General features: G+C 56.5%; 23 protein-coding genes. 5 read left to right on the forward strand and 18 right to left on the reverse strand.

The features are described 5' to 3' along the window. Nucleotides 1-63 precede the first annotated feature (63 nt). The 8 genes from KQI10_RS02405 to pyrH form a co-directional block, all read right to left on the reverse strand. Nucleotides 64-4,362, reverse strand: coding sequence for a PolC-type DNA polymerase III (locus KQI10_RS02405; RefSeq protein WP_253285073.1), 4,299 nt, complete (start codon nt 4,360-4,362; stop codon nt 64-66). Beyond that, nucleotides 4,359-5,396: a flavodoxin-dependent (E)-4-hydroxy-3-methylbut-2-enyl-diphosphate synthase gene (ispG, locus tag KQI10_RS02410; RefSeq protein WP_216565811.1), complete on the reverse strand. Its 1,038-nt coding sequence runs from the start codon at nt 5,394-5,396 to the stop codon at nt 4,359-4,361. The genes KQI10_RS02405 and ispG overlap by 4 nt, the downstream gene beginning before the upstream one ends. Nucleotides 5,397-5,402: 6 nt before the next feature. After that, nucleotides 5,403-6,458: an RIP metalloprotease gene (locus KQI10_RS02415; RefSeq protein WP_216565812.1), complete on the reverse strand. Its 1,056-nt coding sequence runs from the start codon at nt 6,456-6,458 to the stop codon at nt 5,403-5,405. Nucleotides 6,459-6,466: 8 nt separating this feature from the next. Continuing rightward, nucleotides 6,467-7,615, reverse strand: coding sequence for a 1-deoxy-D-xylulose-5-phosphate reductoisomerase (locus KQI10_RS02420; RefSeq protein WP_216565813.1), 1,149 nt, complete (start codon nt 7,613-7,615; stop codon nt 6,467-6,469). A 4-nt stretch (nt 7,616-7,619) separates the two neighbouring features. Beyond that, entirely contained in the window at nt 7,620-8,432 is an 813-nt protein-coding gene (locus tag KQI10_RS02425) for a phosphatidate cytidylyltransferase (protein WP_216565814.1), read from the reverse strand. Nucleotides 8,433-8,435: 3 nt separating this feature from the next. Continuing rightward, nucleotides 8,436-9,155 carry a polyprenyl diphosphate synthase gene (uppS, locus tag KQI10_RS02430; protein ID WP_216565815.1) on the reverse strand — a complete coding sequence of 240 codons (720 nt, stop codon included), beginning with the start codon at nt 9,153-9,155 and terminating at the stop codon, nt 8,436-8,438. A gap of 222 nt (nt 9,156-9,377) precedes the next feature. Continuing rightward, entirely contained in the window at nt 9,378-9,932 is a 555-nt protein-coding gene (gene frr, locus KQI10_RS02435; protein WP_216565816.1) for a ribosome recycling factor, read from the reverse strand. Nucleotides 9,933-9,935: 3 nt separating this feature from the next. Continuing rightward, entirely contained in the window at nt 9,936-10,655 is a 720-nt protein-coding gene (pyrH, locus tag KQI10_RS02440; RefSeq protein ID WP_216565817.1) for a UMP kinase, read from the reverse strand. A gap of 226 nt (nt 10,656-10,881) precedes the next feature. Here pyrH and KQI10_RS02445 point away from each other — a divergent pair, with 226 nt between their 5' ends. Continuing rightward, nucleotides 10,882-12,561: a glutamine--tRNA ligase/YqeY domain fusion protein gene (locus KQI10_RS02445; RefSeq protein WP_216565818.1), complete on the forward strand. Its 1,680-nt coding sequence runs from the start codon at nt 10,882-10,884 to the stop codon at nt 12,559-12,561. Nucleotides 12,562-12,675: 114 nt separating this feature from the next. Next, on the forward strand, nt 12,676-13,431 hold the full coding sequence (locus KQI10_RS02450) for a hypothetical protein (RefSeq protein ID WP_216565819.1): 756 nt from the start codon (nt 12,676-12,678) through the stop codon (nt 13,429-13,431). Between the two features lie 56 nt (nt 13,432-13,487). Here the strand turns inward: KQI10_RS02450 and KQI10_RS02455 are convergent, their stop codons facing one another. The 9 genes from KQI10_RS02455 to KQI10_RS02495 form a co-directional block, all read right to left on the reverse strand. Then, on the reverse strand, nt 13,488-14,132 hold the full coding sequence (locus KQI10_RS02455) for a redox-sensing transcriptional repressor Rex (protein WP_216565820.1): 645 nt from the start codon (nt 14,130-14,132) through the stop codon (nt 13,488-13,490). A gap of 133 nt (nt 14,133-14,265) precedes the next feature. Next, the gene (gene sigE, locus KQI10_RS02460; RefSeq protein WP_216565821.1) at nt 14,266-14,970 is read right to left on the reverse strand and encodes an RNA polymerase sporulation sigma factor SigE; all 705 of its coding nucleotides are present in this window, start codon (nt 14,968-14,970) and stop codon (nt 14,266-14,268) included. Further along, nucleotides 14,967-15,731: a sigma-E processing peptidase SpoIIGA gene (locus tag KQI10_RS02465; protein ID WP_216565822.1), complete on the reverse strand. Its 765-nt coding sequence runs from the start codon at nt 15,729-15,731 to the stop codon at nt 14,967-14,969. Before KQI10_RS02465 ends, sigE begins: the two co-directional genes overlap by 4 nt. 194 nt (nt 15,732-15,925) lie before the next feature. Further along, nucleotides 15,926-16,114 (reverse strand): DUF951 domain-containing protein, encoded by a 189-nt coding sequence (locus KQI10_RS02470; protein ID WP_216565823.1) that lies wholly within the window; start codon nt 16,112-16,114, stop codon nt 15,926-15,928. Nucleotides 16,115-16,116: 2 nt separating this feature from the next. Further along, nucleotides 16,117-17,382: a replication-associated recombination protein A gene (locus KQI10_RS02475; RefSeq protein WP_216565824.1), complete on the reverse strand. Its 1,266-nt coding sequence runs from the start codon at nt 17,380-17,382 to the stop codon at nt 16,117-16,119. A gap of 60 nt (nt 17,383-17,442) precedes the next feature. Continuing rightward, nucleotides 17,443-18,393 (reverse strand): GTP-binding protein, encoded by a 951-nt coding sequence (locus KQI10_RS02480; RefSeq protein ID WP_253285074.1) that lies wholly within the window; start codon nt 18,391-18,393, stop codon nt 17,443-17,445. Between the two features lie 3 nt (nt 18,394-18,396). Next, complete coding sequence (locus KQI10_RS02485) at nt 18,397-19,596, reverse strand: CobW family GTP-binding protein (protein WP_216565825.1); 1,200 nt, start codon at nt 19,594-19,596, stop codon at nt 18,397-18,399. 169 nt (nt 19,597-19,765) lie between these two features. Then, nucleotides 19,766-20,650 carry a DNA-processing protein DprA gene (locus KQI10_RS02490; RefSeq protein WP_216565826.1) on the reverse strand — a complete coding sequence of 295 codons (885 nt, stop codon included), beginning with the start codon at nt 20,648-20,650 and terminating at the stop codon, nt 19,766-19,768. Next, on the reverse strand, nt 20,650-21,840 hold the full coding sequence (locus KQI10_RS02495; protein WP_216565827.1) for a DEAD/DEAH box helicase: 1,191 nt from the start codon (nt 21,838-21,840) through the stop codon (nt 20,650-20,652). The genes KQI10_RS02490 and KQI10_RS02495 overlap by 1 nt, the downstream gene beginning before the upstream one ends. Before the next feature lie 137 nt (nt 21,841-21,977). Here KQI10_RS02495 and KQI10_RS02500 point away from each other — a divergent pair, with 137 nt between their 5' ends. The 3 genes from KQI10_RS02500 to KQI10_RS02510 all read left to right on the forward strand — a co-directional run bounded on the left by KQI10_RS02500 (nt 21,978) and on the right by KQI10_RS02510 (nt 26,155). Then, complete coding sequence (locus KQI10_RS02500; protein ID WP_216565828.1) at nt 21,978-24,116, forward strand: Tex family protein; 2,139 nt, start codon at nt 21,978-21,980, stop codon at nt 24,114-24,116. A gap of 89 nt (nt 24,117-24,205) precedes the next feature. Continuing rightward, nucleotides 24,206-25,933, forward strand: a complete 1,728-nt coding sequence (locus KQI10_RS02505; protein WP_216565829.1) for a leucine-rich repeat domain-containing protein — start codon at nt 24,206-24,208, stop codon at nt 25,931-25,933. A 9-nt stretch (nt 25,934-25,942) separates the two neighbouring features. Beyond that, nucleotides 25,943-26,155, forward strand: coding sequence for a GNAT family N-acetyltransferase (locus KQI10_RS02510; RefSeq protein WP_216565830.1), 213 nt, complete (start codon nt 25,943-25,945; stop codon nt 26,153-26,155). A 68-nt stretch (nt 26,156-26,223) separates the two neighbouring features. Here the strand turns inward: KQI10_RS02510 and KQI10_RS02515 are convergent, their stop codons facing one another. Continuing rightward, nucleotides 26,224-26,382, reverse strand: a complete 159-nt coding sequence (locus tag KQI10_RS02515; RefSeq protein WP_216565831.1) for a hypothetical protein — start codon at nt 26,380-26,382, stop codon at nt 26,224-26,226. Nucleotides 26,383-26,412 lie beyond the last annotated feature (30 nt).

Genomic DNA, 26,412 nt, shown 5'->3' on the forward strand with positions numbered 1-26,412 from the left:
GCAGATTCTCCTTTGTGTAAATTGTACAAAGATTATAGCATATAGCTTCGCTTTTTGCAAGGACTAGAACAAACTGATCTGGCTGGTATCCGGAAGGGAGCCAAAAGCCCCGGCGTCCTTCAGCATTTGGATGTGGGTCTTGGAAACCTTGGGGCAGGCTGCCGCCACTTCCTCGATGGACAGGAAGGTCTTCCCTTCCCTGCCCCGCATCAGGTCCCAGGCCGCGTTTTCGCCCAGGCCGGAGATGGACACAAAGGGCGGCAGGATTTTGCCGTCAATGACCAGGAATTTCGTGGCATGACTTTTGTAAATGTCGATGGGCAGGAAATCAAAGCCCCGGAGGTAATACTCGTAGACGACCTCCATGGTGGTCAGCAGATCCTCGTCCTTGTCCGTGGCGTTTTCGTTGGTCTCGATGGCTTCGATGTTGGCTTTGATGGCCTCCATACCCTGGGTCATAAGCACCGCGTCAAATCCGCCCTTCTGACTGCGGCGGTAGAAATAGGCGGCATAGAATGCCAGAGGATGATAAACCTTGAACCAGGCAATCCGGAAGGCCATCATGACGTAGGCTACGGCGTGGGCCTTGGGGAACAGGTACTTGATCTTCTTGCAGGAGCCGATATACCAGTCTGGCACACCGGCGTCGATCATCTCCTGCTCCGCACCGTCGGGCAGGCCTCTGCCCTTTCGGACGGCCTCCATGATCTTGAAGGATCGCTTTTCCGGCATACCGCAGGAGATCAGGTACAGCATGATGTCGTCACGGCAGCCGATGGCCTGGTCGACCGTGGCGGTCTTGGATGTGATTAGATCCTTGGCGTTGCCCAGCCATACGTCCGTACCGTGGGAGAAGCCGGAAAGCCGCAGCAGTGTGTCAAATCGCTCCGGCATGGTGTCCATAAGCATGCCCCGGGTAAACTTGGTATTGAATTCCGGGATTGCCACAGCGCCTGTGGGGCCCAAGAGCTTGTCATTTTCATAGCCCAGCTCCTTGGATGAGGTAAAAATGGACATCGTTCGTTTGTCATCCAGAGGGATGGTTTTCGCGTCCACGCCGGTCAAATCCTCCATCATGCGGATCATGGTGGGGTCGTCGTGACCCAGCATGTCCAGCTTCAGCAGGTTTTCTTCCATGGAGTGGTATTCAAAATGGGTGGTGATCTGGTCGGCGTTGGGGTCATCGGCGGGATGCTGCACCGGGCAGAAATCCCAGATCTCATTCTCCTGGGGGATGACAACCAGACCGCCGGGGTGCTGGCCCGTGGTCCGGCGGACACCGACGCAGCCAGCGGCCAGCCGTGCTTCCTCCGCCCGATTGGCGGTTTTTCCCCGTTCGGCCAGGTACTTTTTCACATAGCCGAAGGCGGTCTTTTCCGCCACCGTGCCGATGGTGCCGGCCCGGAACACATGGGACTTTCCGAACATCTCCACGCAATAGGCGTGGGCCTTGGACTGGTACTCACCGGAGAAGTTCAGGTCAATATCGGGGACCTTGTCGCCGCCGAAGCCCAGGAAGGTCTCGAAGGGGATGTTGAAGCCATCCTTGTCGAACTTCGTGCCGCACTTGGGGCAGATGGCGTCCGGCAGGTCCGCGCCGCAGCCGTAGCCCTTGGGCACATCAAAGGTGGTGTACTTGCATTCGGGATTTGGGCAGCGGTAGTGAGGCGGAAAGGAATTGACCTCCGTAATACCGGACATATAGGCCACGATAGAAGATCCGACGGAACCACGGGAGCCCACCAGATAGCCATGCTCCAGAGAGTTCTGCACCAGCTTCTGGGCGGACATATAGATCACATCGTAGTGGCAGGAAATGATGTCATGCAGCTCCGTCTCTACGCGCTTGGTAATCAGTTCCGGGGGATTTTCACCGTAGAGCCTGTGGAGCTTGCCGTAAACCAGCGCCTTCAGGTCCTCCACGGAGTTCTCAATTTTGGGCGCGAACAGATTGTGGGGCACAGGCCGCAGGCTCTCGCACATATCGGCAATGAGATTGGGGTTTGTGACCACCACCTCATAGGCCTTCTCCTCGCCCAGATAGCTGAATTCCTCCAGCATATTGTCGGTGGTACGGAAATAAAGAGGATTGGGCTTATCCGCGTCGTCAAAGCCCTTGGTGGCAAGCAGGATATGCCGGAATATCTCGTCCTCCGGGTTCAGGAAGTGCACGTCGCCTGTGGCGACCACCATTTTGCCCAGAGCCTCGCCCAGCCGGACCACGGTCCGGTTATACTCCCGCAGCTGTTCTACATCCCTGGCGATGCCCTTGGCAAGCATAAACATATTGTTTGCCAGAGGCTGAATCTCCAGATAGTCATAGAAAGAGGCGATACGCTTCAGTTCGTCCTCACTCTTGCCGTCCAGAATTGCCTGGAACAGCTCGCCAGCCTCGCAGGCGGAGCCGATGATCAGGCCCTCCCGCAGTTCCAGCAGCTCAGATTTGGGAATTCGGGGCACTCGCTTGAAGTATTTGAGATTGGAATCCGATATCAGGTGATAGAGGTTCCGCAGACCCACCTGGTTTTTCGCCAGAATGATGATATGCCGGGCGTGCCGGTCCGTAATACGGCCCTTGGCGCGGAGGGAGGTCATGCGGGGGTTGATCTCCTGCAGGGTATGGATATCCAGCTCCTCTTCCATCTTCCCCATGAGCCGATGCATAATGAGACCGCAGGTAACGGCATCGTCTGCCGCCCGGTGGTGGTTGAAGTCCGGCAGACTCAGGGCGTTGGAGACAATATCCAGTTTGAATTTGTTCAGCTGGGGCAGCATATTCTGGGACAAAATCAGGGTATCGGCCGCTGTATATGCATAGGGCAGCCCCTGACGGCCGCACTCGGCGCGGATAAAGCCCGTATCGAAGTCGGAATTGTGGGCTACCAGCACCCGTCCGCCGATGAATTCCAGAAACTTTGGCAGCACCTCTTCAATTCCGGGTGCGCCCCGGAGCATTTCGTCCGTAATTCCGGTGAGCTCCACAATCTTTTTTTCCAGAGGACGCTGGGGATCTACAAAGGTCTGGAACCGGTCCAGCTCTTCCCCGTTTTTCATGACGACCGCGCCGATTTCGATGATCCGGTCATTGGCGGAGCTGAGGCCCGTGGTTTCCAGGTCGAAAGCCACGTATTCTTCATCAAAGCGGATGTCCTGCTGTCCATGGACGACAATGCGGTCGTCTACGTCGTTGACATAGTACCCCTCCACGCCGTAGAGAATCTTGATATTCTCGTCCGTACCGGCAACCTTCGCCTTTGCGGCGGCCTTCATGGCGTCCGGGAAGGATTGGGCCACGCCGTGGTCCGTAATGGCAATGGCTTTGTGGCCCCAGGCAGCGGCCTGTTTGACGGCGGCGGCGGTATCGGTCAGGGCGTCCATATTGCTCATGGTGGTATGCAGATGCAGTTCCACACGCTTTCCGGAGGGGGCCGTATCTTTCCGTTTGGGCATGGAGCCTGGCACCATGGCATAGGGCTTCAGTACCATATCGTTTTCAAACCGGTCCTCAATGAGCTTGCCCTGGACCCGCAGAACGCTGCCCATCTGCACATTGTCCAGAATGGGTTTGGCCTCCTTGGCCTCCAGAAAACGGGTGACACGGATGGAATTGGTGTTGTCCGTCATATCGAACTTCACCACCCATGCGTTCCGCTTGGTCAGTTCCTTGTGCTCGATGGCAAAGACCTTACCCTCTACAATGATGGTGCCCATATCCAGATTCAGGTCCTTCATGGGAACGGCGGTGCCGCGGAAGGGCTTGCCGTAGAAGGTCTCGCTGTCCTGGGGCTTTCGCTCCTCCTTTTCCTGCCTGGCCTGCTTCACAGGGGCCGCGCTGAGGGCCTCTTCCCGGAGCTTTTCCATGGCCTTGGTCAGTTCCTCGCCGGTCAGGTCATGGCTGGCGTTTACCGAGACGGTAACGTCCGCGGCGAACCGCTCCCGCAGGGCTTTAATAACGCCGGGAATCTGGGCCTCCACCCCGGCTTTGCCGTTGGCGACCAGGGATACCGTCAGATGGTTCCCTTCCCAGTCCCATTTTGCCCCGGCCAGAGAGCCCCGGGTCATGGGGTCCAGATCTACGAACAGATCCCGCAGCTCCTCCGGCTCCATTTTGGGCAGTTCCTCTGCCGGGTGGGTCAGGGTGATCTCCAGAGCCCGCAGACCGTACAGGGACAGAATATCCCGCTCTGCCTGCCGGGTCAGCCGCCGGGGCACATAGTGCTCCGTATGGGCGGCCACCTCTACACTGCGGTTTTCCGGCCGAATATCCACGGCCACAAGGGCCGCCTGAGAAAGGGCCTCGCGGATCTCCTCAGGCGGCTCATAGTCCGGGAACATATTCAGTAAGTAGACTGTTTCTTTCATAGCAGTTCAATGCGGCGCAGCAGCTCCGGCAGCAGCTCGTCATAGGGGAGCTTTGCCACCTGCCGGCCCTTTTCAAAAATCATGCCGCAGCCGTCGCCGCCTGCAATGCCGATGTCGGCCTCCCGGGCTTCGCCGGGTCCGTTGACAACGCAGCCCATAACGGCCACCGTAATGGGCTTTTTGCAGTCCTTCAGAGCGGCGTCCACCTGATTGACCAGGCCGATCAGGTCAATGCGGGTTCTGCCGCAGGTGGGGCAGGAAATGATGTCCACGCCGTCTTTTCGCAGCCCGGCGGCCTTCAGAATGTCCTTGGCGGCATAGACCTCCTCTACGGGGTCATCCGTCAGGCTCACCCGCAGAGTATCACCGATGCCGTCCAGAAGCAGCGCGCCAATACCCATGGCGGATTTAATCAGGCCCTGCCGCACAGGGCCGGTCTCCGTGACGCCGATATGCAGGGGGTAGTCACACTTGCTGCGGAACAGCCGGGCAGCGGCCACCATAGTGGGCACATGGGAGGACTTCATGGACACACAGGTGTCGTAGAATCCATTTTTTTCCAGCAGCTCCAGGTGGCCAAAAGCACTTTCCACCAGAGCTTCCGCCGTGGGATGGCCGAACTTTTCCAGCAGCTCTTTTTCAAGGCTGCCGCCGTTGACGCCGATGCGGATGGGAATGTGCCTGTCCCTGCACACGTCTACCACGGCCTTTACCCGGTCTTCCCCGCCGATATTGCCGGGGTTGATACGGATTTTGCTGGCCCCGCCCTCCGCCGCGGCAATGGCCAATCTGTAATCAAAGTGGATATCCGCCACAAGAGGAAGGACGCTTTCCTTACATATTTCCGCAAAACCCCGGGTAGCCTCCATATTCGGCACAGCCAGCCGGGCAATTTGACACCCGGCCGCGGCCAGAGCGCGAATTTGCGCCAGAGACCCCTCTACATCGGTGGTCCTGGTATTGAGCATGGACTGAATGACCACGTCGGCGCCGCCGCCGATGGGGACATTGCCCACCATTATCTGTCTGGTCATTTCTCTTTACCCCTTTATCGCAAAAATAATGTCCTTGAACATAATAAGGCCCATAAGGATCAGCAGAAGGATCATGCCCACACCGTGGACATAGCCTTCAATTTTCGGATTCAGCTTCTTCCGGGTCACAGCTTCAATGGCAGCGGTCAGCAGAACACCTACCAGCCGTCCGCCGTCCAGAGCCGGAATCGGAAGCAGGTTCATGACCGCCAGATTGATGGCGATAAAGCCGCCGAAATACAGCAGATTCAGGAAGGCGTAATACCGGGAGCCGGAATTGTCCGCTACCTGGGCCATCTGGGTTACGATGCCCACAGGGCCGGACACATCCTCCACACTTGCCTTGCCCGTAAAGAGCATTTGCAGGGACAGACGTACCATGCGTACGGTATCCCGGGTACTTGCCCAGGTATATTTCATGGTTTCCCCAAAGTTCGCGTCTACCAGCGTAAAGCTGAAGCCGAATCGCCGGGATGTGGTGCCGTCTTCATTCTCGAAATCCTGCTTTGCCATATTCAGGTCATTCAGCACAACCTTCTCCCCGTTCCGTTCCAGAACAAGGTCGTGAACATCCCCGGGATTCAGGGACAGGATCAGAGAAAAGTCGCTGTAGACGTAGATTTTCTCTCCGTCCAGGGAAACGATCCGGTCCCCCGGCTGGATGCTCTCAGCAAAGCTGCATCTGGGGTCAACCTCGCTGATGGTGGGCAGGATGAACTGCTTATCCGGAGCGAAGAAGCAGACAAGCAAAACAACGCCGGTCAGGAAATTCATAGCCGCGCCCGCGGCGAGAATGATGATTCGCTTCCACCAGGCCGCATTGGGAAAGGCGTGGGGATTATCGCTGGACTCGTCCTCCCCTTCCATGGCGCAGAAGCCGCCGATGGGGATGCAGCGGATGGAATAGAGGGTCTGGCCGATCTGTTTTTTGAAGATGGCGGGTCCCATAAACAGGGAAAACTCGTTGACCTGGACACCAAAGACCTTAGCGGCGATAAAGTGCCCCAGCTCATGGATGAAAATCAGAAAACTGAACAGAAGGATTGCGAAAAGATAACTCATAGAATGCCTCAAATGTTGTTTTTTACGGAAAGTCTGGCAAGACGATCCGTTTCCAGAATTTCCTCAAGCGCAGGCGCGCGCAGGAAGGGCGTCTCTTCCACCGCCTTTTGGACCAGCCGGTAGATGTCATAGAAGCCGATTTCGTCCCGGAGGAACATGGCGACGGCCTCTTCATTTGCCCCGTTCATGGCAGCGCAGAGGTTTCCCCCCCGTCTGGCACAGTCCCGGGCCAGAGCCAGGCACGGGAAAGCCTCCAAATCTGGCTTGACAAAGGTCAGCGCCGCGCACTGGGTCAGGTCCAGCCGGTCCACAGGGCTGGGCAGACGCTCCGGATAGGTCATGGCAAGCTGAATGGGCAGACGCATGTCCGGCGTACCCAACTGGGCCATGATGGCGCCGTCATTGAACTCCACCAGACTATGAACAATGCTCTGCCGGTGAATCAGCACATCCACCTGCTCCAACGGCAGGTCATACAGCCGCATGGCCTCGATGACCTCCAGGCCTTTATTCATAAGGGTAGCGCAGTCTATTGTGATTTTGGGCCCCATTTTCCAATTCGGATGTTTCAAAGCATCCGCCTTTGTCACGGTGCTGAGCGCCTCCCGGTCCATGCCGAAAAAGGGGCCGCCGGAGCAGGTCAGCAGCAGTCTGCGCACTTCCCTTCTGTCGCCGCAGCCCATGAGGCACTGGAAAATGGCAGAGTGCTCGGAATCTACAGGGACAATTTCCGCTCCCCACTGCTTTGCCTGGGCCATGACAAGTTCACCGGCGCAGACCAGTGTCTCCTTGTTGGCAAGGCCGATGCGCTTTCCGGCACGGATGGCCGCCAAAGTAGGTTTCAACCCCAGCATACCGACTACAGCCGTAATAACGCAGTCTGCCTCCTCCAATGTCGCGGCGGCAAGAAGTCCCTCCTCCCCCCAGAGAACCCTGGTCGGAAGGTCACGGATAGCCTGCTTCAGTTCGTCCGCGCCTTCTTTCGTGGCCACTACGGCCAACTCCGGCCGGAACTCCCGGCACTGCTCCGCAAGCCGCGCTATGCTGGAGCCTGCCGTCAATGCCCCTACGCGGATCTGGGGATACATCCGGACTACGTCCAGGCTCTGCCGTCCGATGGAGCCGGTGGAGCCCAAAATACAGACACACTTGATCATATGCTTACACCGCCAAAGGTAGAATCAGAAGCAGCGCTTCAACAAGGGGAGCGACCAGAACAAGGGAATCAAACCGATCCAGGAAACCGCCGTGGCCGGGGAGCAGATTGCCGTAATCTTTGATGCCGGTCTGCCGCTTGACTACGGAGAAGCAAAGGTCACCCATCACATCCACACCGGCGCCCAGCAGAGCATAGAGTACTGCCGCACCATAGTTTACCCGGAATTTCAGCACAGGCCCCAGAATCACAGCATAAACGATCATACCGACCAGCGCAAAGCCCACACCGCCCAGAACACCTTCAATGGTCTTGTTGGGACTGACCACAGGAGCCAGCTTGTGGTGGCCAAACTTCATACCGATAAAATAGGCGCCGGCATCGGAAAGAAATGCAATGGTAAAGGGAATCAGGACAAAATAGCGGCCATTCGCCCCTACCTGAATGCGGATCAACGCGCTCAGCAGCAGAGGGATCAGGTAACCGCCCAATGTACAAAGGCCGATGGAATCCACACTCACCTTTACATGATCCATCATGACCTCGGAAAACAGCAGCATAAAGAACACTATGGAGCCGATCATCAGATAAGCCTGCAGGCCGCCGTAATAGCTCCAGATGGCCATGGCGAAGGCCATGACGGCACTGTAGATGACCATGCGCACCCGGCGAACCAGGCCGGTACGGTACAGAAATTCATAGGCACCCACCGCCAGCAGTGCCCCGAATATCAGGGCCGCCACGATCTCCGGGGCGACCAGAAGGATAATCAGCAGCACCGGAATGGCGATTGCCGCTGTGATAATTCTCGTTTTCATTTGTCACACGCCTCCAAACCGGCGGCTGCGCCGGTGATATTCCGCAATGGCCTTATCCAGGTCCTCCGGCCCGAAGTCAGGCCACAGCACATCCATGAAGACGTATTCGGCGTAAGCGGACTGCCAGAGCAGGAAATTGCTGGTACGCATTTCCCCGGAGGGCCGGATGATTAACTCCGGGTCCGGTACTCCGGCAGAATACAGGTAATTGGAAAAAAGGCCTTCCGTTAAATCCTCGGGGCGGCGTTTTCCCTCCGCCACCTCCTGGGCAAAGGCCCGGGCAGCCCGGACGATTTCGTCCCGTCCGCCGTAATTCAGGCAGAAATTCACCTGCACGTCATAGCTGACCGACCGGTTCTCCGCGTCGTGGCACAGCTTCTGCAGCTGGGGAGACAACCGGCTCAGGTCCCCGAAGAAGCGGAACCGGACCCGGTTTTTCTCCATGTCCAGCAGGGCTTCCTCCAGATATTTCCGAAGCAGCAGCATAATGCCGCCCACTTCCTCCTGGGAACGCTTCCAGTTTTCCGTAGAAAAGGCATATACCGTCAGGTATTCCACACCCAGACTGCGGCAGTAGTTGGCAATCCGCCGAAAAGCCTCCGCTCCGGCACTGTGTCCGGCAGTTCGGGGCAGGCCGCGTTTTTTCGCCCAGCGTCCGTTGCCGTCCATAATGATGGCAATATGCCTGGGCGGTGCCGGGAGATTCTCGTTTTCAAGCGCCATGTGCGTTCCCTCGATTTCCAGTATTTTTGCCGTCCGAACGGACGGCTCAAGAAATGATGACACGGAAAATCCGTTGTCATCAGCAAAAGTCACCGCCGGGGGCGATGCCCTCATCGCCCCGCAGCGGCATATGTCGGATTTTTGGTCTCCTGTCCGTCAGCTTTCGGGCCGATGAGGGCATCGCCTCTGCGAACGCGGAGCTTCAGACGGCCAGGCGTCTGATCAAATGGACATCAGTTCCTTGTCCTTGGCGGCCAGAGCAGCGTCTACCTTCTTAATATACTTATCCAGCATATCCTGCAGGTCCTTCTCTGCCTTTTTCTGGTCATCCTCGGTGATCTCGCTGTTCTTTTTCAGCTTCTTGACGTAATCCATGCCGTCCCGGCGGATGTTCCGCATGGCTACCTTAGCGTCTTCAGCATACTTCTTGACCTGCTTGGAGAGGTCTTTCCGGCGCTCTTCCGTCAGCTGGGGGAAGAGCAGACGGATCACCTTGCCGTCATTCTGAGGGTTGATGCCCAGGTCGGACATCTGGATTGCCTTCTGAATCTCCTTCAGGAGCTTGGTATCCCAGGGAGAGATAACCAGGGTACGGGCATCGGGAGAAGAAATGGTGGCAACGCCGTTCAGCGGGGTCTCGCTGCCGTAATACTCAATGGTAATGCGGTCGAGAACCTTGGCATTGGCGCGGCCTGCGCGGACGGCATCAAAGTCCTCCCCCAGATGTACCAGGGTACGTTCCATTTTTCTGGAAAATTCGGTGAAATCTACGCTCATTGTTTAGTCCTCCTTAACGATGGTTCCGATCTTCTCTCCGCATACAACGCGGAGAATGTTGCTGGGGTCAGCCAGGGCAAAGCAAACCAGGGTCATATGGTTGTCCATGGCCAGGGTCATTGCGGTGGTATCCGTAGCCTTCAGATGGCGGGCCAGAACCTCGTCATAGGTCAGCTCGTCAAACTTGACGGCAGTGGGATCTGTGTTGGGGTCGGCGGAGTAAATGCCATCCACGTTCTTTGCCATGAGGATGGCGTCCGCCTCAATCTCCACGCCCCGGAGCACGGCGCCGGTATCGGTAGAGAAATAGGGATTGCCCGTTCCGGCGGCGAAGAGGACCACTTTTCCCTCGTTCAGGTAGCGGTCAGCGGTATCCCGGGTGAAATACTCAGCAAACTTATTCATTTCCACAGCAGACAGCACCCGGGCAGGCACCCCGTGCTGCTCCAGTGCGTCGGCCATGGCGATGCAGTTCATAACGGTGGCCAGCATGCCCATAGCATCGCCGTGGGAGCGCTGCATCTTATCCGCGCCGTCCTTCACGCCCCGCCAGAAATTGCCGCCGCCGATGACCAGGCCAATCTGCACGCCATTTTCATGGCACTGCCTGATGGCTTCGCACACGGGATGAATCACACTATAGTCCAGGCCCCGGTGCTGTTCGCCCGCCAGAGCCTCACCGCTGAGCTTCAGCAGGATACGCTTGTATTTGATTTGAGACAAATCCGATCACTCCTTCTCTTGCGTCCGCACCGGGGCACACCCCCGCACGGTATCGACTCTATTTTAACGTACAAAGGGCAAATTGACAACCACTATTTTGTGAATTCTTTATTTTTTCCAAAAGATGTTCTTAAGGACGGCCGTATTTTCAAAATCTATTGTTGCAATCGGTACATAAATCGGTTATAATACCCCATTATATAGCTTTAGAGAGGAAGTTTTCAATATGGCAGAGATTACGGAAAGCAAGAATTTCATTCATGCCTTTATTGAGGAGGATATTGCTCCCGGCGGCCAGTTTGCCGGGAAGACCGTGCATACCCGTTTCCCGCCGGAGCCCAACGGCTATCTGCACATCGGACACTGCAAGGCCCTGATTATTGACTTCGGCACTGCCGAGAAGTTCGGCGGTCTGTGCAACCTGCGTATGGATGACACCAATCCCACCAAAGAGGATGTGGAGTTCGTTCAGGCCATTCAGGACGATATCCACTGGCTGGGCTTTGACTGGGGCGACCGGTTCTTTTATGGCTCCGATTACTTCGAAAAGGACTACGAGTACGCCGTGGAGCTCATCAAGAAGGGCCTGGCCTATGTCTGTGAGCTGACCCCCGAGCAGTTCAAGGAGTACCGGGGCGACCTGAATACCCCCGCCGTCTCCCCCTACCGGGACCGTCCCATTGAGGAGAGCCTGGATCTGTTTGCCCGGATGCGGGCCGGTGAGTTTGAGGACAACAAGTACACCCTCCGGGCCAAGATCGACCTGGCCTCCGGCAACTTCAACATGCGTGACCCGGTCATTTACCGCATCCGCCATATGCACCACCACCGTCAGGGCGACAAGTGGTGCATCTACCCCATGTACGACTTCGCCCACCCCATTCAGGACGCGCTGGAGGGCATTACCCACTCCCTGTGCTCTCTGGAATTTGAGAACCACCGTCCCCTGTACAACTGGGTCGTGGAGCATGTGTCCGTGCCCAACCATCCCAGGCAGATCGAGTTCGCCCGGCTGGGCATCGACCATACGGTGCTATCCAAGCGGAAGCTCCGTGCTCTGGTGGAGAACGGCTATGTCTCCGGCTGGGACGATCCCCGGATGCCTACCCTCTGCGGCCTGCGCCGCCGTGGCTACACCCCCGCCTCCATCCGCAACTTCTGTGACCGGGTTGGCGTGGCCAAGTCCCCCAACACCATTGAGTATGCCTTCCTGGAGCACTGCCTGCGGGAGGACCTGAACGAGACCGCCAAGCGGGTCATGACCGTGCTGGATCCCGTAAAGCTGACCATCACCAACTACCCCGAGGGCCAGAGCGAAACCTTCCAGGTGGAGAATAACCCCAACGACGCCGGGGCAGGCACCCGGGAGATCACCTTCTCCCGCAGCCTCTGGATCGAGCGGGATGACTTCCTGGCCCAGCCTATTCCCAAGTACAAGCGTCTGTATCCCGATGGCCCCGAGTGCCGCCTGAAGGGTGCCTATGTCATCAAGTGCACCGGCTGCGTCACGGATGAAAACGGCAAGGTCACCGAGGTTCTGGCAACCTACGATCCCGACAGCAAGGGCGGCGACCCCGCCGACGGCCGGAAGATCAAGGGCGCGACTATCCACTGGGTGGATGCTGAAACCTGCGTGGACTGCGAGGTCCGCCAGTACAGCAATCTCTTTGACGATCCCGATCCCGATGCCGCCGGAAAGGACTTCCTGGCCTGCCTGAACCCCCATTCTCTGGAGGTGCTGACCGGCTGCAAGGCAGAGGCCTCTCTGAGAAGCGCCAAGGCCCCCGAATCCTATCAGTTCATGCGTCTGGGCTACTTCTGCCCCGACAGCAAGGATTCTGCTCCGGACCACCTGGTCTTCAACCGCTCCGTCAGCCTGAAGGACAGCTTCAAGCCCGCAAAGTAAAATGGATCCCTCACAGCACCTCAAAGAATGCTGTGAGGGATTCTCTTACCATGCCATACTTGATATCTATGTTGTATTAGAAACAGATCCTTTGAACAGGAGGCGGAAGAGCAGATGTTTGTCAGAGTTTTTGAGCAGAAAAGAAATGCATACTACAGATCTATGGTCTATGCCGTTCTCGGAAGTGGCCTGGAGCAGCAATATATCGTTCTGAATCCTCATACGCATTGCTTTGAATTGGTGGATTATCTGGATGATCAGTCCCAGTCTCCGAGAGCCTTTGTTGATGTGATCCAGTCGGAATGCAGCGGTTTTCTGGCTTACCACGGTGCGCAGATGCTGAAATACAAGCATTTTTGTAAAACTAACGGATATGAATTTGCGGATATTCAGGATCTGAAAGGCTACTCCGAAGTCCTTGAAAACAGTGAATTTCTTGCCGACATCTTTGCCAATAAATGCGTCCCCTTTGAAACTTGCGAAATACCCGAAAAGGCATTTCCGGATGCAGCCCAGTGGAACTACATTCTCACGCAGGCGGACGGCGATGCCTTTATGAAACAGTTTTCCGGATTTCATGACAGCATTCTTGAGACAGTCCGCTATTGCGAGGACGGCCAGTCAGCCACAGCCTATGCGGTTTTTAAGAACTGCGAGTGGTCCGGCGCTGCGGAGCTGTGCTTTGAAGGCGTGCAGATGGTTAAAATAAAGCTCCCAGCACTGGCCTGCTTCAGAAACATTTTGGATGCCTCGCTTATTATTGAAAACGAAAGCGTATTCTGGGCCGACGCCAGCCTGAAAAAAGCAGACGAATCCTATGACGGCAGTTTTATCCGCGCACTGTGCCTCAAGTGGAGAAAAATCAGCTAAAGAAAACCCGCTGCGGTCCCGAGGACGTTTCCGGGACTGCAGCGGTCTTTTCAACGTTACTTTTTCTCTTCCTTGATGGCTGCCCGCAGGTGGACGGACAGGACGGCCAGGGAGGTGGCCATATTTTCGTTTTGCACCAGAATATTGGCCGGAACATCCAGATGGGTGGGGGCGAAGTTCCAGATGGCCTTGACGCCGCCGGCAATCAGCATATTGGCAACCTCCTGGGCGGCGGAGGCGGGCACGGTGATGATGCCCATAAGCACCTTATGGAGCCTGCAGTAGTGCTCCAGCTTGGTGATGGGGTAAATGGGCTGTCCGTCCTCGGTTTTCTCCATGGTGGGGGCCACATCGAAAGCCGCCTGGATGTTCAGGCCGTAAGCTTCAAATCCGGAGTAAGCCATCAGCGCAAGTCCCAGCTTACCCGCGCCGATCAGCACGGCGTCGGTGGTGTTGTCATAGCCCAAAAACTGCTCAATATCATCAATCAGTGCCTCCCGCTGGTAGCCGACCTTGGGGCGTCCGCCGTCAGAGACGATGGCCAGATCCTTGCGCACCTGCACCTCGCCCATATCCAGGGCGTTGGCCAGGGCTGTGGCGGAAATATTGGCAGGGGCCGTATCCGGCAGACTCTTCAGATAGGCGAGATAACCGGGAAGCCTCTTCAGAACGGCTTTGGAAACCTTCGTATTCTGTTCCATATGAATCTTCGCTCCTTTTTTATCGATATAATTTTTTATCGATTATACCATCTCAGGCAGTATTTTGCAAGGAGCAAATCCTATTAAATTTATCGATACATTTATAAGTATTTTTTTCGATTCATCTGCCGCGTCAGGCGCAGCTCATCTGCTTCTGGAATTCCCGGCGCAGCTTGCCAAGGATTCGCTTTTCCAGCCGGGAAATGTAGGATTGGGAGATGCCCAGGAGTTGGGCGATCTCCTTCTGGGTAAGCTCCTTCTGGCCATTCAAGCCGAAGCGCATGCCGATAAGCTGCCGTTCCCGGTCGTTCAGCTCCGTGAGGGCATGCCGCAGAGCTCCCATGTCCGCGTCAGCCTCCAGAGATGCGAAGATCTCATCCTCCCCGGTGCCCAGAATGTCCGACAGAAGCAGCTCGTTGCCATCCCCGTCCTGATTGATGGGTTCATCCAGAGAAACTTCCGCCTTCTGATTGGATATCTTCCGGATGTGCATGAGTATCTCGTTCTCAATGCAGCGGGAGGCATAGGTAGCCAGCTTGATATTCCGGTCTGCCCGGTAGGTCCCGATAGCCTTCATAAGCCCGATGGTACCGATGGAGATTAAATCCTCCAGATTCGTACCGGTATTCTCAAACCGCCGGGCGATGTAAACCACAAGCCGCAGATTATGTTCCACCAGAGTCTGCCGGGCGCTTTCCTCGCCCCGAGCCAGTGCTTCAATGGCATCGCGCTCGTCCTCCCCCTTCAGCGGGGCGGGCAGCACATCGCTGCCGCCGATGTAATAGAGAACCTGATCCTGCCGGGTGAAAAGCCTTGCGATTTTCCGGAGAAAATTCATACGCTGCCTCCTATCAGAGCCTGATATGCCGTGCCGCCTACCGAATTGGGCGCAAAGGCCACCACGCTTGGCCGCCGTTTGCCGCCCAGAATTACATCTGTAACCTTCATACCCAGCAAAAACCCCTCTGCCTGTCCCACGCCGCGATATGGAATCAGCCGCAGGCCCGGAATACGTCTTTCTGTCAGTGCCTCCATGGGCTTTTCCAACTGTTCCGGCGTCAGCCCTGTCAGGGCGCGGCTGGCGTCCCGGTCGATGACCAGAACCCGTTCTCCGGTAATGGGGTCCGTCAGTGTGTTTCCTGTGTCACGGAGGGCTGTCAGATGGACGGTCGCGCCGTTTCTGGATATCTCCAACGGAACAAACTGTCCGCACCCCGCCCGGCCCCGCAGAAGGAAGGTGCAGGACGCCCACAGCAGTCCCGCGCAGAGCAGAAGCCTGCCGGGACTATTCTGCGCTGCCAGCTGGGCCATGCCCCCAAGCGAAAGGCTCAGCAGAAGGAACAGCCCGCCCTGCTGCCAGGCGCTTCTTCGCGGGCCGAAGGCTATAAGCGCCATCAGCCCCAGGAATACCAGTCTCCACAGCGTTCCTCCAAGAAAGGTGAATCCCGGAAACAGGCATGCTCCGGCATAAACTCCGCCCAGCGCCGCTGCCCCCAGCAGGAATCCCTGCCGCGCCGCGTTGCCGGAGAGCCTTGCGGAGGCATACAAAAGCAGATAATCTACCAGAAAATTGAAAAGTACAGTCAGATCCCAGTACATTGCGGCCCTCCTTCCCTGCTGCCTGGGGTCAGTATAGCCCTCCGGGGGACAAGAATGCCGTCGCAGCAGCGTAGGCTGTCCGGCGCAAGTTCCGCAAAGTCTCCCCCGCTTTCGGGCATTGTTCCGGAGAGACCGCAAAAGCCCACCGTTCTCAAGGGTATGAAAAGGGCGCCGCGAATCGCAGCGCCTCGAAACTATTCTTCTGTCTTCCGCTCCACACTGCGGATGTTCTTCTCCGCTTTGAAGCGGGGCGTCATCAGCTCATGGCCGCAGCCCAGACATTTCAGGCGGAAATCCGCCCCAGTGCGCAGAACCTGCCAGCGTTTTTCTCCGCAGGGATGGGCCTTTTTCATCGTCAGAACGTCTCCGACACGAATATCCATGGTCAGACCTCCTTCTTGACGGCTTCCCAGTAGTGCTTTGCCGCCTGTTCCAGCTTATTCGGGCCATACTCATAATAATGCGTCCCCACCAGCTCATCGGGAAGATATTGCTGGGCCACCCAATGGTTGGGGTAGTCGTGGGGATAAAGATAGCCCTGGCTGCGCTCCTGGGTGAAGGTATCGGCATGGACATTCTGCAAATGCCGCGGAAAAGGTCCCGCCTTTCCCTTCTGCACATCCGCCAGAGCGGCATCCAAAGCCAGATGGCCGGAATTAGACTTGGGTGAAGTTGCCATCAGTACGGCGGCATCCCCCAGGGGGATTCTTGCTTCCGGCATTCCCAGCATCAGGGCCATATCCACGCAGGACTTGACAATGGGAATGATCTGAGGGTAAGCAAGGCCCACATCCTCCGCGGCAGTAACCATAAGCCGGCGGCAGGCGGACTGCATCTGTCCTGCCTCCAGAAGGCGCGCCAGATAGTGGCAGGCCGCGTCCGGGTCAGAACCCCGGATGGATTTTTGCAGGGCAGACAGCAGATCGTAGTGATTATCCCCGTCCCGGTCGGCCCGCATGGCGCTTTTCTGCGTCACGGCGGTGGCGTCCGCCATAGTCAGAGGCAGCTTGTTTCCCTGCGGCACCGCCGCGGAAAACAGAACCTCAATGGCGTTCATGGATTTGCGCAAATCGCCGCCGCTGGCCCCGGCAATGTAGTCAAGGACCCCATCTTCCGGCTGAGCCGTCAGGCCGGTACGCTTTTCCATAAAGGCTACCGCCCTGTCCACTGCCTTTCTCGCCGCTTCTCTGGTAATCTGCTTGAACTCAAACACCGTGGAGCGGCTTAAAATAGCATTGAACACATAAAAATAGGGGTTCTCCGTGGTGGATGCAATCAGGGTGATTTTGCCGTTTTCGATGTACTCCAAAAGGGACTGCTGCTGTTTTTTGTTGAAGGACTGGATCTCGTCCAGATAAAGCAGTACGCCGTTGGGAGCCATGAAGGTATCCAGCTGGGCGGTGATCTCCCGGATATCCGCCGTGGAGGCGGTTGTGGCGTTGAGCTTATAGAGGGTCCGGTTGGTCTGCTTGGCGATGATATTGGCAACGGTGGTTTTTCCCGTGCCGCTGGGGCCGTAGAAGACCATATTGGGGATCTTCCCGGATTCAATCAGGCGACGCAGCACAGCGCCCTTACCCAGAATATGTTCCTGCCCTACCACGTCATCCAGGGTTTCGGGCCGCAAAAGGTCGGCCAGGGGTTGGTACATAGGCTACCTCCTTTCCAAAACGCTTTGAGGAGCGGTCTTCGGGCCGCTCCTCTTAGAATGTTAAAACGTTGCCACATCCGGGTCGGCGGCTTCCGCGCCGGTTTCCACAGAGATAGCGGTCAGCACAGGGCCGATGTCTCCCTTGTACAGAGGATGCTTCTCCGCGCTGATTTTGGCGGTGACCCAGACCCAGGAGCGGGACTCCAGACTTCCGGCTCCCGTATACCGGCAGGGAATGCCGCAGAACTGGATGTCCTCCACGCAGCAGGTCATGACAAACCGCCCCGGGGCAAACATACCGTTCTTATCCCGGCGGAGCATGGCCACCTGGCCCTTGAAGTGAACGGTTTTCCCATCGTACTTCTCCGGCTCCTCGGAAACATCCCGGTACCAGAGGGCATAATCCTCGTCTTTGACCTCAATTACAGGCGCGTTGATGTCAAAGGGCAGCGGGTCTTCGATCTCATCGAACTTCGTGGTGCCGTCGGTATAGTCATAGAGAATATCAATGCGGCGATTGGCAGCTCTGGCCAGCTTGTGGAAGGGCATGACATCCTGACCGGGCGTCATGCGGTTGAAAACAACCATCTGCGCCCCCATGAGCTTGTCCATGACCAGATTGCGCATATTGGCATTGTAGGTCATAAAGGTAGTGGCGTCGGCAAACATGACCTCCTGGGCAATGGCCCAGTTGTCGGGGAAACGCATATAGAGGTCGCCCACCTGCTGCATGCCGTTGAGCTCGGCCACCACGCGCTCGGCCTTGTATTTCTTTTGCAGGGCTTTCAGCTCCTCGGTGGTCACGGTCTGCTGGTCCAGAACCTCCAGATAGACGTTCTTCTTGGGATAGGTGGAGAGGTCGTACTCCTCCTCCCCTTCCTCAAAGATCAGAACCAGCGTCCGCTCTCCGGCGTTGAACCGGGGGTCCTCCAGAGTCTCCTGGATGAACTTGGTTTTTCCGGAATCCAGAAAGCCCGTAAAAGCATAGACAGGGATTTGCTGCATGACCATGGCTTACACCCCAAACAGCTCGGCAATGCCCTTTTCGTCCAGCTTGGAGCCGATGACACAGAGCTTGCCGGTGACGTCGGCGCTGCCGGAGCGGACATTGTGCTCCTCAGGCACATAGTCGAAGTGAATCCAAGTGCCGTCCACGGCGGGCAGGATGCCCTTGGCCCGAAGGATCGCGCCGTAGTCGCCGGAATCCAGAGCCTTCAAAGCATTCTCAACGGTCTGCTTCTCAAACTTCCGGGCAGTCTCAGTGCCCCAGGAGGTGAAGACCTCGTCGGCATGATGGTGGTGATGATGGTGGTCATGGCAGCCGCAGGTGCAGTTCTCATCATGCTCATGGTCGTGATGATGATGCGCATGCTCCTCGTGGTCGTGGTCATGGTGGTGCTCATGCTCCTCATGGTCATGATCGTGGCAGCAGCAGTGATCGTCATCGTCGTGATGATGGTGGTGATGCTCGTGCGCATCCTCGTCGTCATCGTCATCATGGTGATGATGATGCGCATCCTCGTCATCCTCGTCGTCATGGTGGTGATGATGGTGCTCATGCGCATCTTCCTCAGCTTCCAGGCGCTCGGATTCCAGCCGGGCCAGTTCAGCGGCAAGGGATGCTTTGCCCTCCATGGCAGAAATCAGCTGTTCGCCGGTCAGCTCGCCCCAGGGTGTGGTGATAACGGTGGCCACAGAGTTGTGCTGCCGCAGAATTTCCACGGCGGCATCCAGCTTGGCCTGGGGGATAGAATCGGTACGGGACAGGATGATGGTGGAAGCAGTCTCCACCTGGTTGTTGTAGAACTCGCCGAAGTTCTTGGTGTAGACCTTGACTTTTCCGGCGTCCACAACGGCAACGGTGTAGCCCAGAGTTACGTCAGGGCCGGTGACCTTGTTCACAGCGCCGATTACGTCGGACAGCTTGCCCACGCCGGAGGGTTCGATGATAATCCGGTCGGGGTGGTACTCGTTAATGACCTTCGTCAGAGCCTTGCCAAAGTCGCCCACCAGAGAGCAGCAGATGCAGCCGGAATTCATCTCCGTAATGTTGATGCCGGCGTCCTGCAAAAAGCCGCCGTCAATGCCGATCTCGCCAAATTCATTCTCAATCAGCACCAGCTTCTGTCCCTTGTAGCCTTCCGCAATCATTTTCTTGATCAGCGTGGTTTTACCTGCGCCCAGGAAGCCGGAATAAATATCAACCTTTGTCATAAATAACACCTTCCAAAAGAATTTCCCAAGGACAGCTTTTACCGTCCTTGCTTTACGCATACCTTATTAGTATAGCACGAAGTCAATTAAAAATCCAGAGTAAGCACAAAATTCACAGAACATTTCCAATTTTCGACAAAATCCCGCAGCGAATCCGCTGCGGAAAATATCAGATTTCGAATAGGTCCGGCTCCCGCAGGCAAAGAGCGGACAGATTCCGCAGGGCTTCCACTCCGACTGCCTCCGCGCCCAGGCCCCGCAGGGCGGCTTCCCCCTCGCTGCCGTCATGGAATACGCAGACAGGAGTCCAGCGGCTTTGCAGATTCTGCGCCGTGCCGCTCCAGGTGCCGCCTATCCCTGCCCGGCTCTGGACTGCCAGAACCAGCTGTCCCAGGGTGTGAATCACCCGGTTGCGCCGCAGTGCCCGCTGGGACGAGAAAGGCGCGTCATAGTCTTCCTCGCTGAGGTAGAGCACGTTTTGGGTTTTCAGATAGCTGTGCAGAGCATCCGGCACCACGCTGATTACCTGCCCCCCGGCATCCAGGCATCCCTGCTGGGCGGCCTGATCGGCGCCTGCCGCGTTGCCGGAAACCAGTACAAAGCCCTGCCTCGCCGCCTGCCGGCCTGCCTCGTAGGCGAATGTCCGGCTTTCCGGCTTTGGCTTTCTGCTGCCCACGACGGATATCTTCGGCTTATCCAGCAGAGACAGGTCCCCCTTGGCCCACAGGCAGCCGGGGCTGTCCAGCCCCAGCTTTTTCCGGACGGATACCGGGTAGCGCGCGTCCGTCCGCTGGATGGGAATGCACTTTCGAATTTTTGCCTTTTGCAAATACCGTTCCAGCAGCTCCGTATCGGCCAGCAGTCCCAATATCTGTGAAGAGAGCGCATTGCCGCAGCCAAGGGTGTGCAGCTCTTTTTCCGTAAGTTCCCCGGGTTCAAAAGCCCCATGGCTCAAAACCCGTTGCGAAAGAGTCCGCAGCTGGGCCGGGGTAAGGGGCTTCCGCTCCGGATTGCCCAGATGGCTGGTCAGCAGCAGAAAGCCGTAATTTTCCATCAGCGGAATCTCCGCTTTGGTGCGGGGGGCGCTTTGACCTCTTCCTTGGTCAGAACGCCGTCCTCAGACAGAAGCATGGGCTGAATGGTATAGTTGGAGTACTTCGCGATCTCGTCCAGCTTGGCCTTTTCCGGGAAGTTGCCGATGATGCTCCAGGCAATGCCCTTCCGCTTGGCCCGGCCGGTCCGCCCGATGCGGTGGACATAGTATTCGTTCTCTTCCGGCACGTCGAAATTGATAACGCAATCCACATCGTCCACATCAATGCCCCGGGAGGCCACGTCCGTAGCCACCAGCACAGGCAGCTTGCCGCTGCGATAGCGCTGCATGGTCTTCTCCCGCTGCTGCTGGCGGATATCGCCGTGGAGACACTCGCAATCCAGACCTGCCCGCTGGAAATCGTCACACAGCCGCTGGCACATATGCTTGGTGTTGCAGAAAATCATAACCCGCTCATAGCCCTGGCTCCTGATGAGCCGCAGAGTGGTAGCCGCCTTTTCAAGAGGCGTGCAGGTCAGGCTGTACTGGTCGATATCCGGCCGGTCCTCCTGCTTGGGCTCCACGGTGATCTCCACCTCGTCCCGCTGGTACATCCAGGAGACGGTCATGACCTCCTGAGAAATGGTGGCGGAGAACAGGCCCAGATTCTTCCGATTCCTGACCTTCTCAATGATGCGGGTCACATCCTTGAAAAAGCCCATGTCCAGCATCCGGTCAGCCTCATCCAGAACAACGGTCTGGATTTTATCCAGACGAATGGTCTTTCGGTTGTAGTGGTCCATCAGGCGGCCGGGGGTCGCCACAACGATCTGGGGCTTCTTTTCCAGAGCCTTAATCTGGCTGCCGATGCCCGCGCCGCCATAGAGTACGGCTACCCGGATATTGTGGAAATAAGTCAGCAGCCCCCGCAGCTCATCGCCAATCTGGATGGCCAGCTCCCGGGTGGGTGCCAGAATCAACCCCTGCACATCCTCGCACTCGGCATCTATGTGCTCGATCATGGGGATGCCAAAGGCAAAAGTCTTGCCGGTGCCCGTAGGAGCCTTGGCAATCACATCCCGCCATTGCAGGAAATAAGGAATCGCCTCCGCCTGGATGGTGGTGGGATAGCCATAGCCCTTCTTTTCCAGAGCCTTCAGCATGGCTTCCGACAGGCCGAGACTTTCAAATGTAATATTGCTTTCTTCCATAAACGTTCATTCCTTTTTCATAATCAGAGGTATTCTATCATTCTTTTTGGAAATTTGCAAGGCTTCCCCCATTTCTTCTTTGCATTTTCAATAATTTGTGATAGAATGGATACGATTTTGCGAAAAGGAGAATACCCATGCAGTCCATTGTAGAGATTTTGGCCCGGGAGCTGGGCCAGAAGCAGCAGTATATTGAAAATGTGGTAAACCTCATTGATGAGGGCAATACCATTCCGTTTATCGCCCGCTACCGGAAGGAAATGCACGGCGCCATGGACGACACCACCCTGCGTAATCTGGAGACCAGACTCACTTATCTGCGCAATCTGCAGCAGCGCCGGGACGAGGTCAAAAAATCCATTGAAAACCAGGGCAAATTGACGGAAGAACTGTCGGCCGCAATTGACAACGCGGCGACTATGACGGAAGTGGAAGACCTGTACCGCCCCTACAAGCAAAAGCGCCGCACCCGTGGCTCCATTGCCCGGGAAAAGGGACTGTATCCTTTGGCCCAGGCTATTTTTGCCCAGGATGGGCAGGATATCGAAGCCCTGGCAAAGACCTTTCTGGACGAGGAAAAGGGCGTCGCCTCTGTAGAGGATGCCATTGCGGGAGCCTGCGATATCATCGCCGAAAACCTTTCCGATGATGCGGAGATTCGCAAAAATCTGCGCGGTCTGATCGCCCGCCGGGGTAGTCTCGTAAGCAAGGCAGACGATCCCGAGGCAGATACGGTCTATAAACTCTATTATGACTTTAACCAGAGCATCGCCCGTCTTCTGGATCACCAGATTCTGGCCATCAACCGGGGCGAAAAAGAGGGCATTCTGAAGGTCAGCATTACGCTGCCCGGAAACGAAGGTCCCGCTCTGGTGTGCCGTGCCGCGTTGAAGCCCACCATGCAGGTATCCCAGCTGGTCAAGGCCGCGGCAGAGGACGCTTTTGACCGGCTGATCTTCCCCTCCGTACAGCGGGAAATCCGAAATGAGCTGACAGACCGGGCCAGTCAGGGGGCCATTGCCAACTTTGCCCTGAATCTGAAGCCGCTGCTGATGCAGCCCCCTGTAAAGGGCTTTGTGACCATGGGCCTGGACCCCGGATACCGGAACGGCTGTAAGGTGGCCGTCATCGACCCCACAGGCAAGGTGCTGGATACCGCCGTGGTCTACCCCACCTTCTCCGAGCGAAAAAAGCAGGAGGCCATCTCTACCCTGTCCCAGCTCATGCGGAAGCATGAGGTAAAACACATTGCCATCGGCAACGGAACCGCCTCCCGGGAGACGGAAGCCATGACCGTAGAGCTGCTGCGGTCCTTCCCGGAAGCCAGCTATATGATCGTCAACGAGGCAGGCGCTTCCGTGTACTCCGCCTCCCCTTTGGCCGCCGAGGAATTCCCGGAATATGACGTGAATCTGCGTTCTGCCGTATCCATAGCCCGGCGGCTCCAGGATCCTCTGGCAGAGCTGGTAAAGATCGATCCCAAAGCCATCGGCGTAGGGCAGTATCAGCACGATTGCCCCCAGAAGGAGCTGGACGAAGCTCTGGGCGCTGTGGTAGAGGACTGCGTCAACGCTGTAGGCGTGGACGCCAATACGGCCTCCCGCAGCCTTCTGCAGCAGGTCTCCGGCCTGACGGCAGCTACCGCGAAAAACATCGTAGCCTATCGGGAGGAAAACGGCCCCTTCACTTCCCGCAGCCAGCTGAAGAAAGTTCCCAAGCTCGGCCCCAAGGCCTTTGAGCAGTGCGCTGGCTTCCTGCGGATTCCCGAGAGCAAGGAGGTTCTGGACAATACCGGCGTTCACCCGGAATCCTACCCCGCCGCCAAGGCACTTTTGAAGCTGCTCCCCAGTGATGACCGGACGCAGCTGCCAAAGCTGTTGGAGAACTACGGCCTGAAAAAAGCCGCCGAGAACTGCGGCGTTGGGGAGCCTACTCTGGCGGATATCGCCAAAGAACTGGCAAAGCCCGGCCGGGATCCCCGGGATGAGTTGCCCAAGCCCATTCTGCGCAAGGATGTGCTGGAAATGAAGGACCTGAAGCCAGGCATGGTGTTGACCGGCACTGTGCGGAACGTCATTGATTTCGGCGTATTTGTGGATATCGGCGTCCATCAGGACGGTCTTGTGCACATCTCCGAGGTATGTAATCGCCGTCTGAAGCACCCCAGTGAAGCGGTTCAGGTGGGCGACGTTGTAGATGTGGTAGTCCTGAGCGTAGACGAAAAGCGCCACCGCATCAGCCTGAGCATGAAGCAGGCGAAGAACCAGCAAAAGTAAGGCCTTTGCCCCAAAATGCGGCATACTTGACAGGTTTCTCGAAATATTGTATAATTGACGGAACAATCCCTTAGATTGGAGCTTTTATAATGAAAAAGTTGATTCATTTTCTGGTGCCGCTGCTGATGATCGTTCTGGTCATTGCCAGCATTGGCTGGTACCTGTTTGTCTATGACCGCGCCTTTACCCGGGATCTGCTGCTGCAGCAGGCCCGTGATAACGATCTGAAGGGAAACACCAGCCTTTCCTCCTGGTTCTACAACCTTGCCTATGGCTTTTCCGGTCAGGACGAGAACGTAGCCATTGAGCTTGCCAACCAGTACAAGGCCTCCGGCAACTATACAAAAGCGGAGGTTACACTCTCCAAAGCCATCCGGGATGGGGCCACCAAGGAATTGTATATCGCCCTGTGCAAGACCTATGTGGAGCAGGATAAGATTCTGGACGCCGTATCCATGCTGGCCAACATTCCCAATGCCTCCATTAAGGCGGAGTTGGAAGCCATGCGGCCTGCGGCGCCCCAGGCTGACTACCCATCCGGGTACTACAGCCAGTATATCTCCGTGACCCTGTCCTCCTCGGAAGGCACCACACTTTATTACACTACAGACGGCGATTACCCCTCTATTGCGGACGAACCCTATTCCGCCCCCATTGAGCTGCCCTTGGGAGAAAGTCAGGTTTACGCCGTCAGTGTCGCGGACAACGGCCTGGTGAGCCCTGTGACCATTCTGGGCTATACCATCGGCGGCGTTATTGAACCGGTCATCTTTATGGACGCGTCCATGGAGCAAGCAATCCGAGCAGCTCTCGGGTACGATCAGTCTCACGTTCTCTACACCAACGATCTGTGGCAGATTACAGAGTTGGAGGTACCCTCCGATGCCATGACTCTGGAGGACCTGATTTACCTGACTTATCTGGAAAATCTGACGGTCAACGGCCGGAACATGAGCAATCTGCAGGATTTTGCCGGACTGAACCATCTGAAAAAACTGGATCTCTCCAGCTGCCGTTTCCCGGCGGACGGTCTGAAAACCATCGCTTCCCTGCCCCATCTGAAGGAACTGAACCTTTCCAACTGCTCCCTCAGCACCCTTTCCGGTCTGGAGAATGCCGAATCTATGGAGATTCTGGACATCAGCAACAATACCATCCGGAATCTGGAGCCCCTTTCCAATATGTCCGCGCTGTCTGAACTGTATCTGCAGCACAACGCCGTTGCAAATCTGACAGTCGTTGGCGGACTGCCTGAGCTGACCGTATTGGATGTCTCTTACAACGCGCTGACAAGCATCGCTCCTCTGACCGGCAATGTACGGCTGACCAAGCTGAACGCAGCCAACAATCAGATTGGCGATGTAAGCGCCGCTGCTTCCCTGCCCATGCTGGCCGAGCTGAACCTTGACTACAACAGTCTGACCGATATCTCCGGCCTGTCCGGCTGCGCAAGCCTGAAAACACTGACCGTTTCCAACAACCAGCTGAACAGTATCGATGCTCTGTCCGGAATGAGTACCCTGGAACGTCTGGACTTCTCTTACAACAGCGTATCTTCCCTGCCGGACTTCGGCGCCAACAGCGCCATGCAGGTCATTGACGGCTCCTATAACGCGCTGGAATCCATTGACAGCATTGCGAAGATGGCGGATATCTCCTACATCTACATGGATTACAACAAACTGACCAGTGTAGACGCCCTGGCTGACTGCTTCCATCTGGTGCAGGTCAACGTCTACGGCAACGAGATTCCCGATGTCTCCGCACTGACGGAGCACGACATTCTGGTGAACTACGACCCGACGGTAAAGGAATAAGATCAAAAAATGTTGCGGCGCAGAGGGCTTATGTCCGAGGCGGTCAGCGCCGTGTTCGCCCGTTTGTTTTCCGAAGAAGACTATATCTCCTGCGGACATCTGAGCGATAATCTGCCCTCTGCCCAATTGCAGCAGAAGCTGATGGTTACGCATTTGCTGGCGGAACACGTTCTCTTTGAAAATCAGGAAATTGAAGCGATTGAGAGCATTTTAACAAAATAAAAAATCGCTGCAACAAAACGATCAGAGCTCGATACGCGGGAAGCGTACAAAGCTCTGATCGTTTTCTGTTATTGCTTAAGCAGCTCGTAGGAGAAATCCTCAAATTTAACCTTATCGCCGATCTGCGCATCCCCCAGAATGGCCAGGGCCACATGGGACTCCGTTCCGGTGACATCGTAGCGGATAACGGCATAATCGCCGTCAATATCGATTACAGTACCGATCATAAAAGTTCCTTTCAAGAAAACCCGCCCCTG

It is taken from the genome of Pseudoflavonifractor sp. MSJ-30, assembly GCF_018918045.1.
In the GTDB taxonomy this organism is placed as follows: Bacteria; Bacillota; Clostridia; order Oscillospirales; family Oscillospiraceae; genus Faecousia.

Coding starts and splice junctions, on each gene's coding strand:
- KQI10_RS02465 (WP_216565822.1), bottom strand. CDS start 15,731: ATGTACTGGGATCTGACTGTACTTTTCAATTTTCTGGTAGATTATCTG.
- KQI10_RS02510 (WP_216565830.1), top strand. CDS start 25,943: ATGTTGCGGCGCAGAGGGCTTATGTCCGAGGCGGTCAGCGCCGTGTTC.
- KQI10_RS02445 (WP_216565818.1), top strand. CDS start 10,882: ATGGCAGAGATTACGGAAAGCAAGAATTTCATTCATGCCTTTATTGAG.
- KQI10_RS02485 (WP_216565825.1), bottom strand. CDS start 19,596: ATGACAAAGGTTGATATTTATTCCGGCTTCCTGGGCGCAGGTAAAACC.
- uppS (WP_216565815.1), bottom strand. CDS start 9,155: ATGGCGCTTGAAAACGAGAATCTCCCGGCACCGCCCAGGCATATTGCC.
- KQI10_RS02515 (WP_216565831.1), bottom strand. CDS start 26,382: ATGATCGGTACTGTAATCGATATTGACGGCGATTATGCCGTTATCCGC.
- KQI10_RS02405 (WP_253285073.1), bottom strand. CDS start 4,362: ATGAAAGAAACAGTCTACTTACTGAATATGTTCCCGGACTATGAGCCG.
- ispG (WP_216565811.1), bottom strand. CDS start 5,396: ATGACCAGACAGATAATGGTGGGCAATGTCCCCATCGGCGGCGGCGCC.
- KQI10_RS02455 (WP_216565820.1), bottom strand. CDS start 14,132: ATGGAACAGAATACGAAGGTTTCCAAAGCCGTTCTGAAGAGGCTTCCC.
- sigE (WP_216565821.1), bottom strand. CDS start 14,970: ATGAATTTTCTCCGGAAAATCGCAAGGCTTTTCACCCGGCAGGATCAG.
- KQI10_RS02450 (WP_216565819.1), top strand. CDS start 12,676: ATGTTTGTCAGAGTTTTTGAGCAGAAAAGAAATGCATACTACAGATCT.
- KQI10_RS02470 (WP_216565823.1), bottom strand. CDS start 16,114: ATGGATATTCGTGTCGGAGACGTTCTGACGATGAAAAAGGCCCATCCC.
- KQI10_RS02505 (WP_216565829.1), top strand. CDS start 24,206: ATGAAAAAGTTGATTCATTTTCTGGTGCCGCTGCTGATGATCGTTCTG.
- KQI10_RS02475 (WP_216565824.1), bottom strand. CDS start 17,382: ATGTACCAACCCCTGGCCGACCTTTTGCGGCCCGAAACCCTGGATGAC.
- KQI10_RS02500 (WP_216565828.1), top strand. CDS start 21,978: ATGCAGTCCATTGTAGAGATTTTGGCCCGGGAGCTGGGCCAGAAGCAG.
- KQI10_RS02495 (WP_216565827.1), bottom strand. CDS start 21,840: ATGGAAGAAAGCAATATTACATTTGAAAGTCTCGGCCTGTCGGAAGCC.
- frr (WP_216565816.1), bottom strand. CDS start 9,932: ATGAGCGTAGATTTCACCGAATTTTCCAGAAAAATGGAACGTACCCTG.
- KQI10_RS02420 (WP_216565813.1), bottom strand. CDS start 7,615: ATGATCAAGTGTGTCTGTATTTTGGGCTCCACCGGCTCCATCGGACGG.
- KQI10_RS02490 (WP_216565826.1), bottom strand. CDS start 20,650: ATGGAAAATTACGGCTTTCTGCTGCTGACCAGCCATCTGGGCAATCCG.
- KQI10_RS02415 (WP_216565812.1), bottom strand. CDS start 6,458: ATGAGTTATCTTTTCGCAATCCTTCTGTTCAGTTTTCTGATTTTCATC.
- KQI10_RS02425 (WP_216565814.1), bottom strand. CDS start 8,432: ATGAAAACGAGAATTATCACAGCGGCAATCGCCATTCCGGTGCTGCTG.
- KQI10_RS02480 (WP_253285074.1), bottom strand. CDS start 18,393: ATGGTCATGCAGCAAATCCCTGTCTATGCTTTTACGGGCTTTCTGGAT.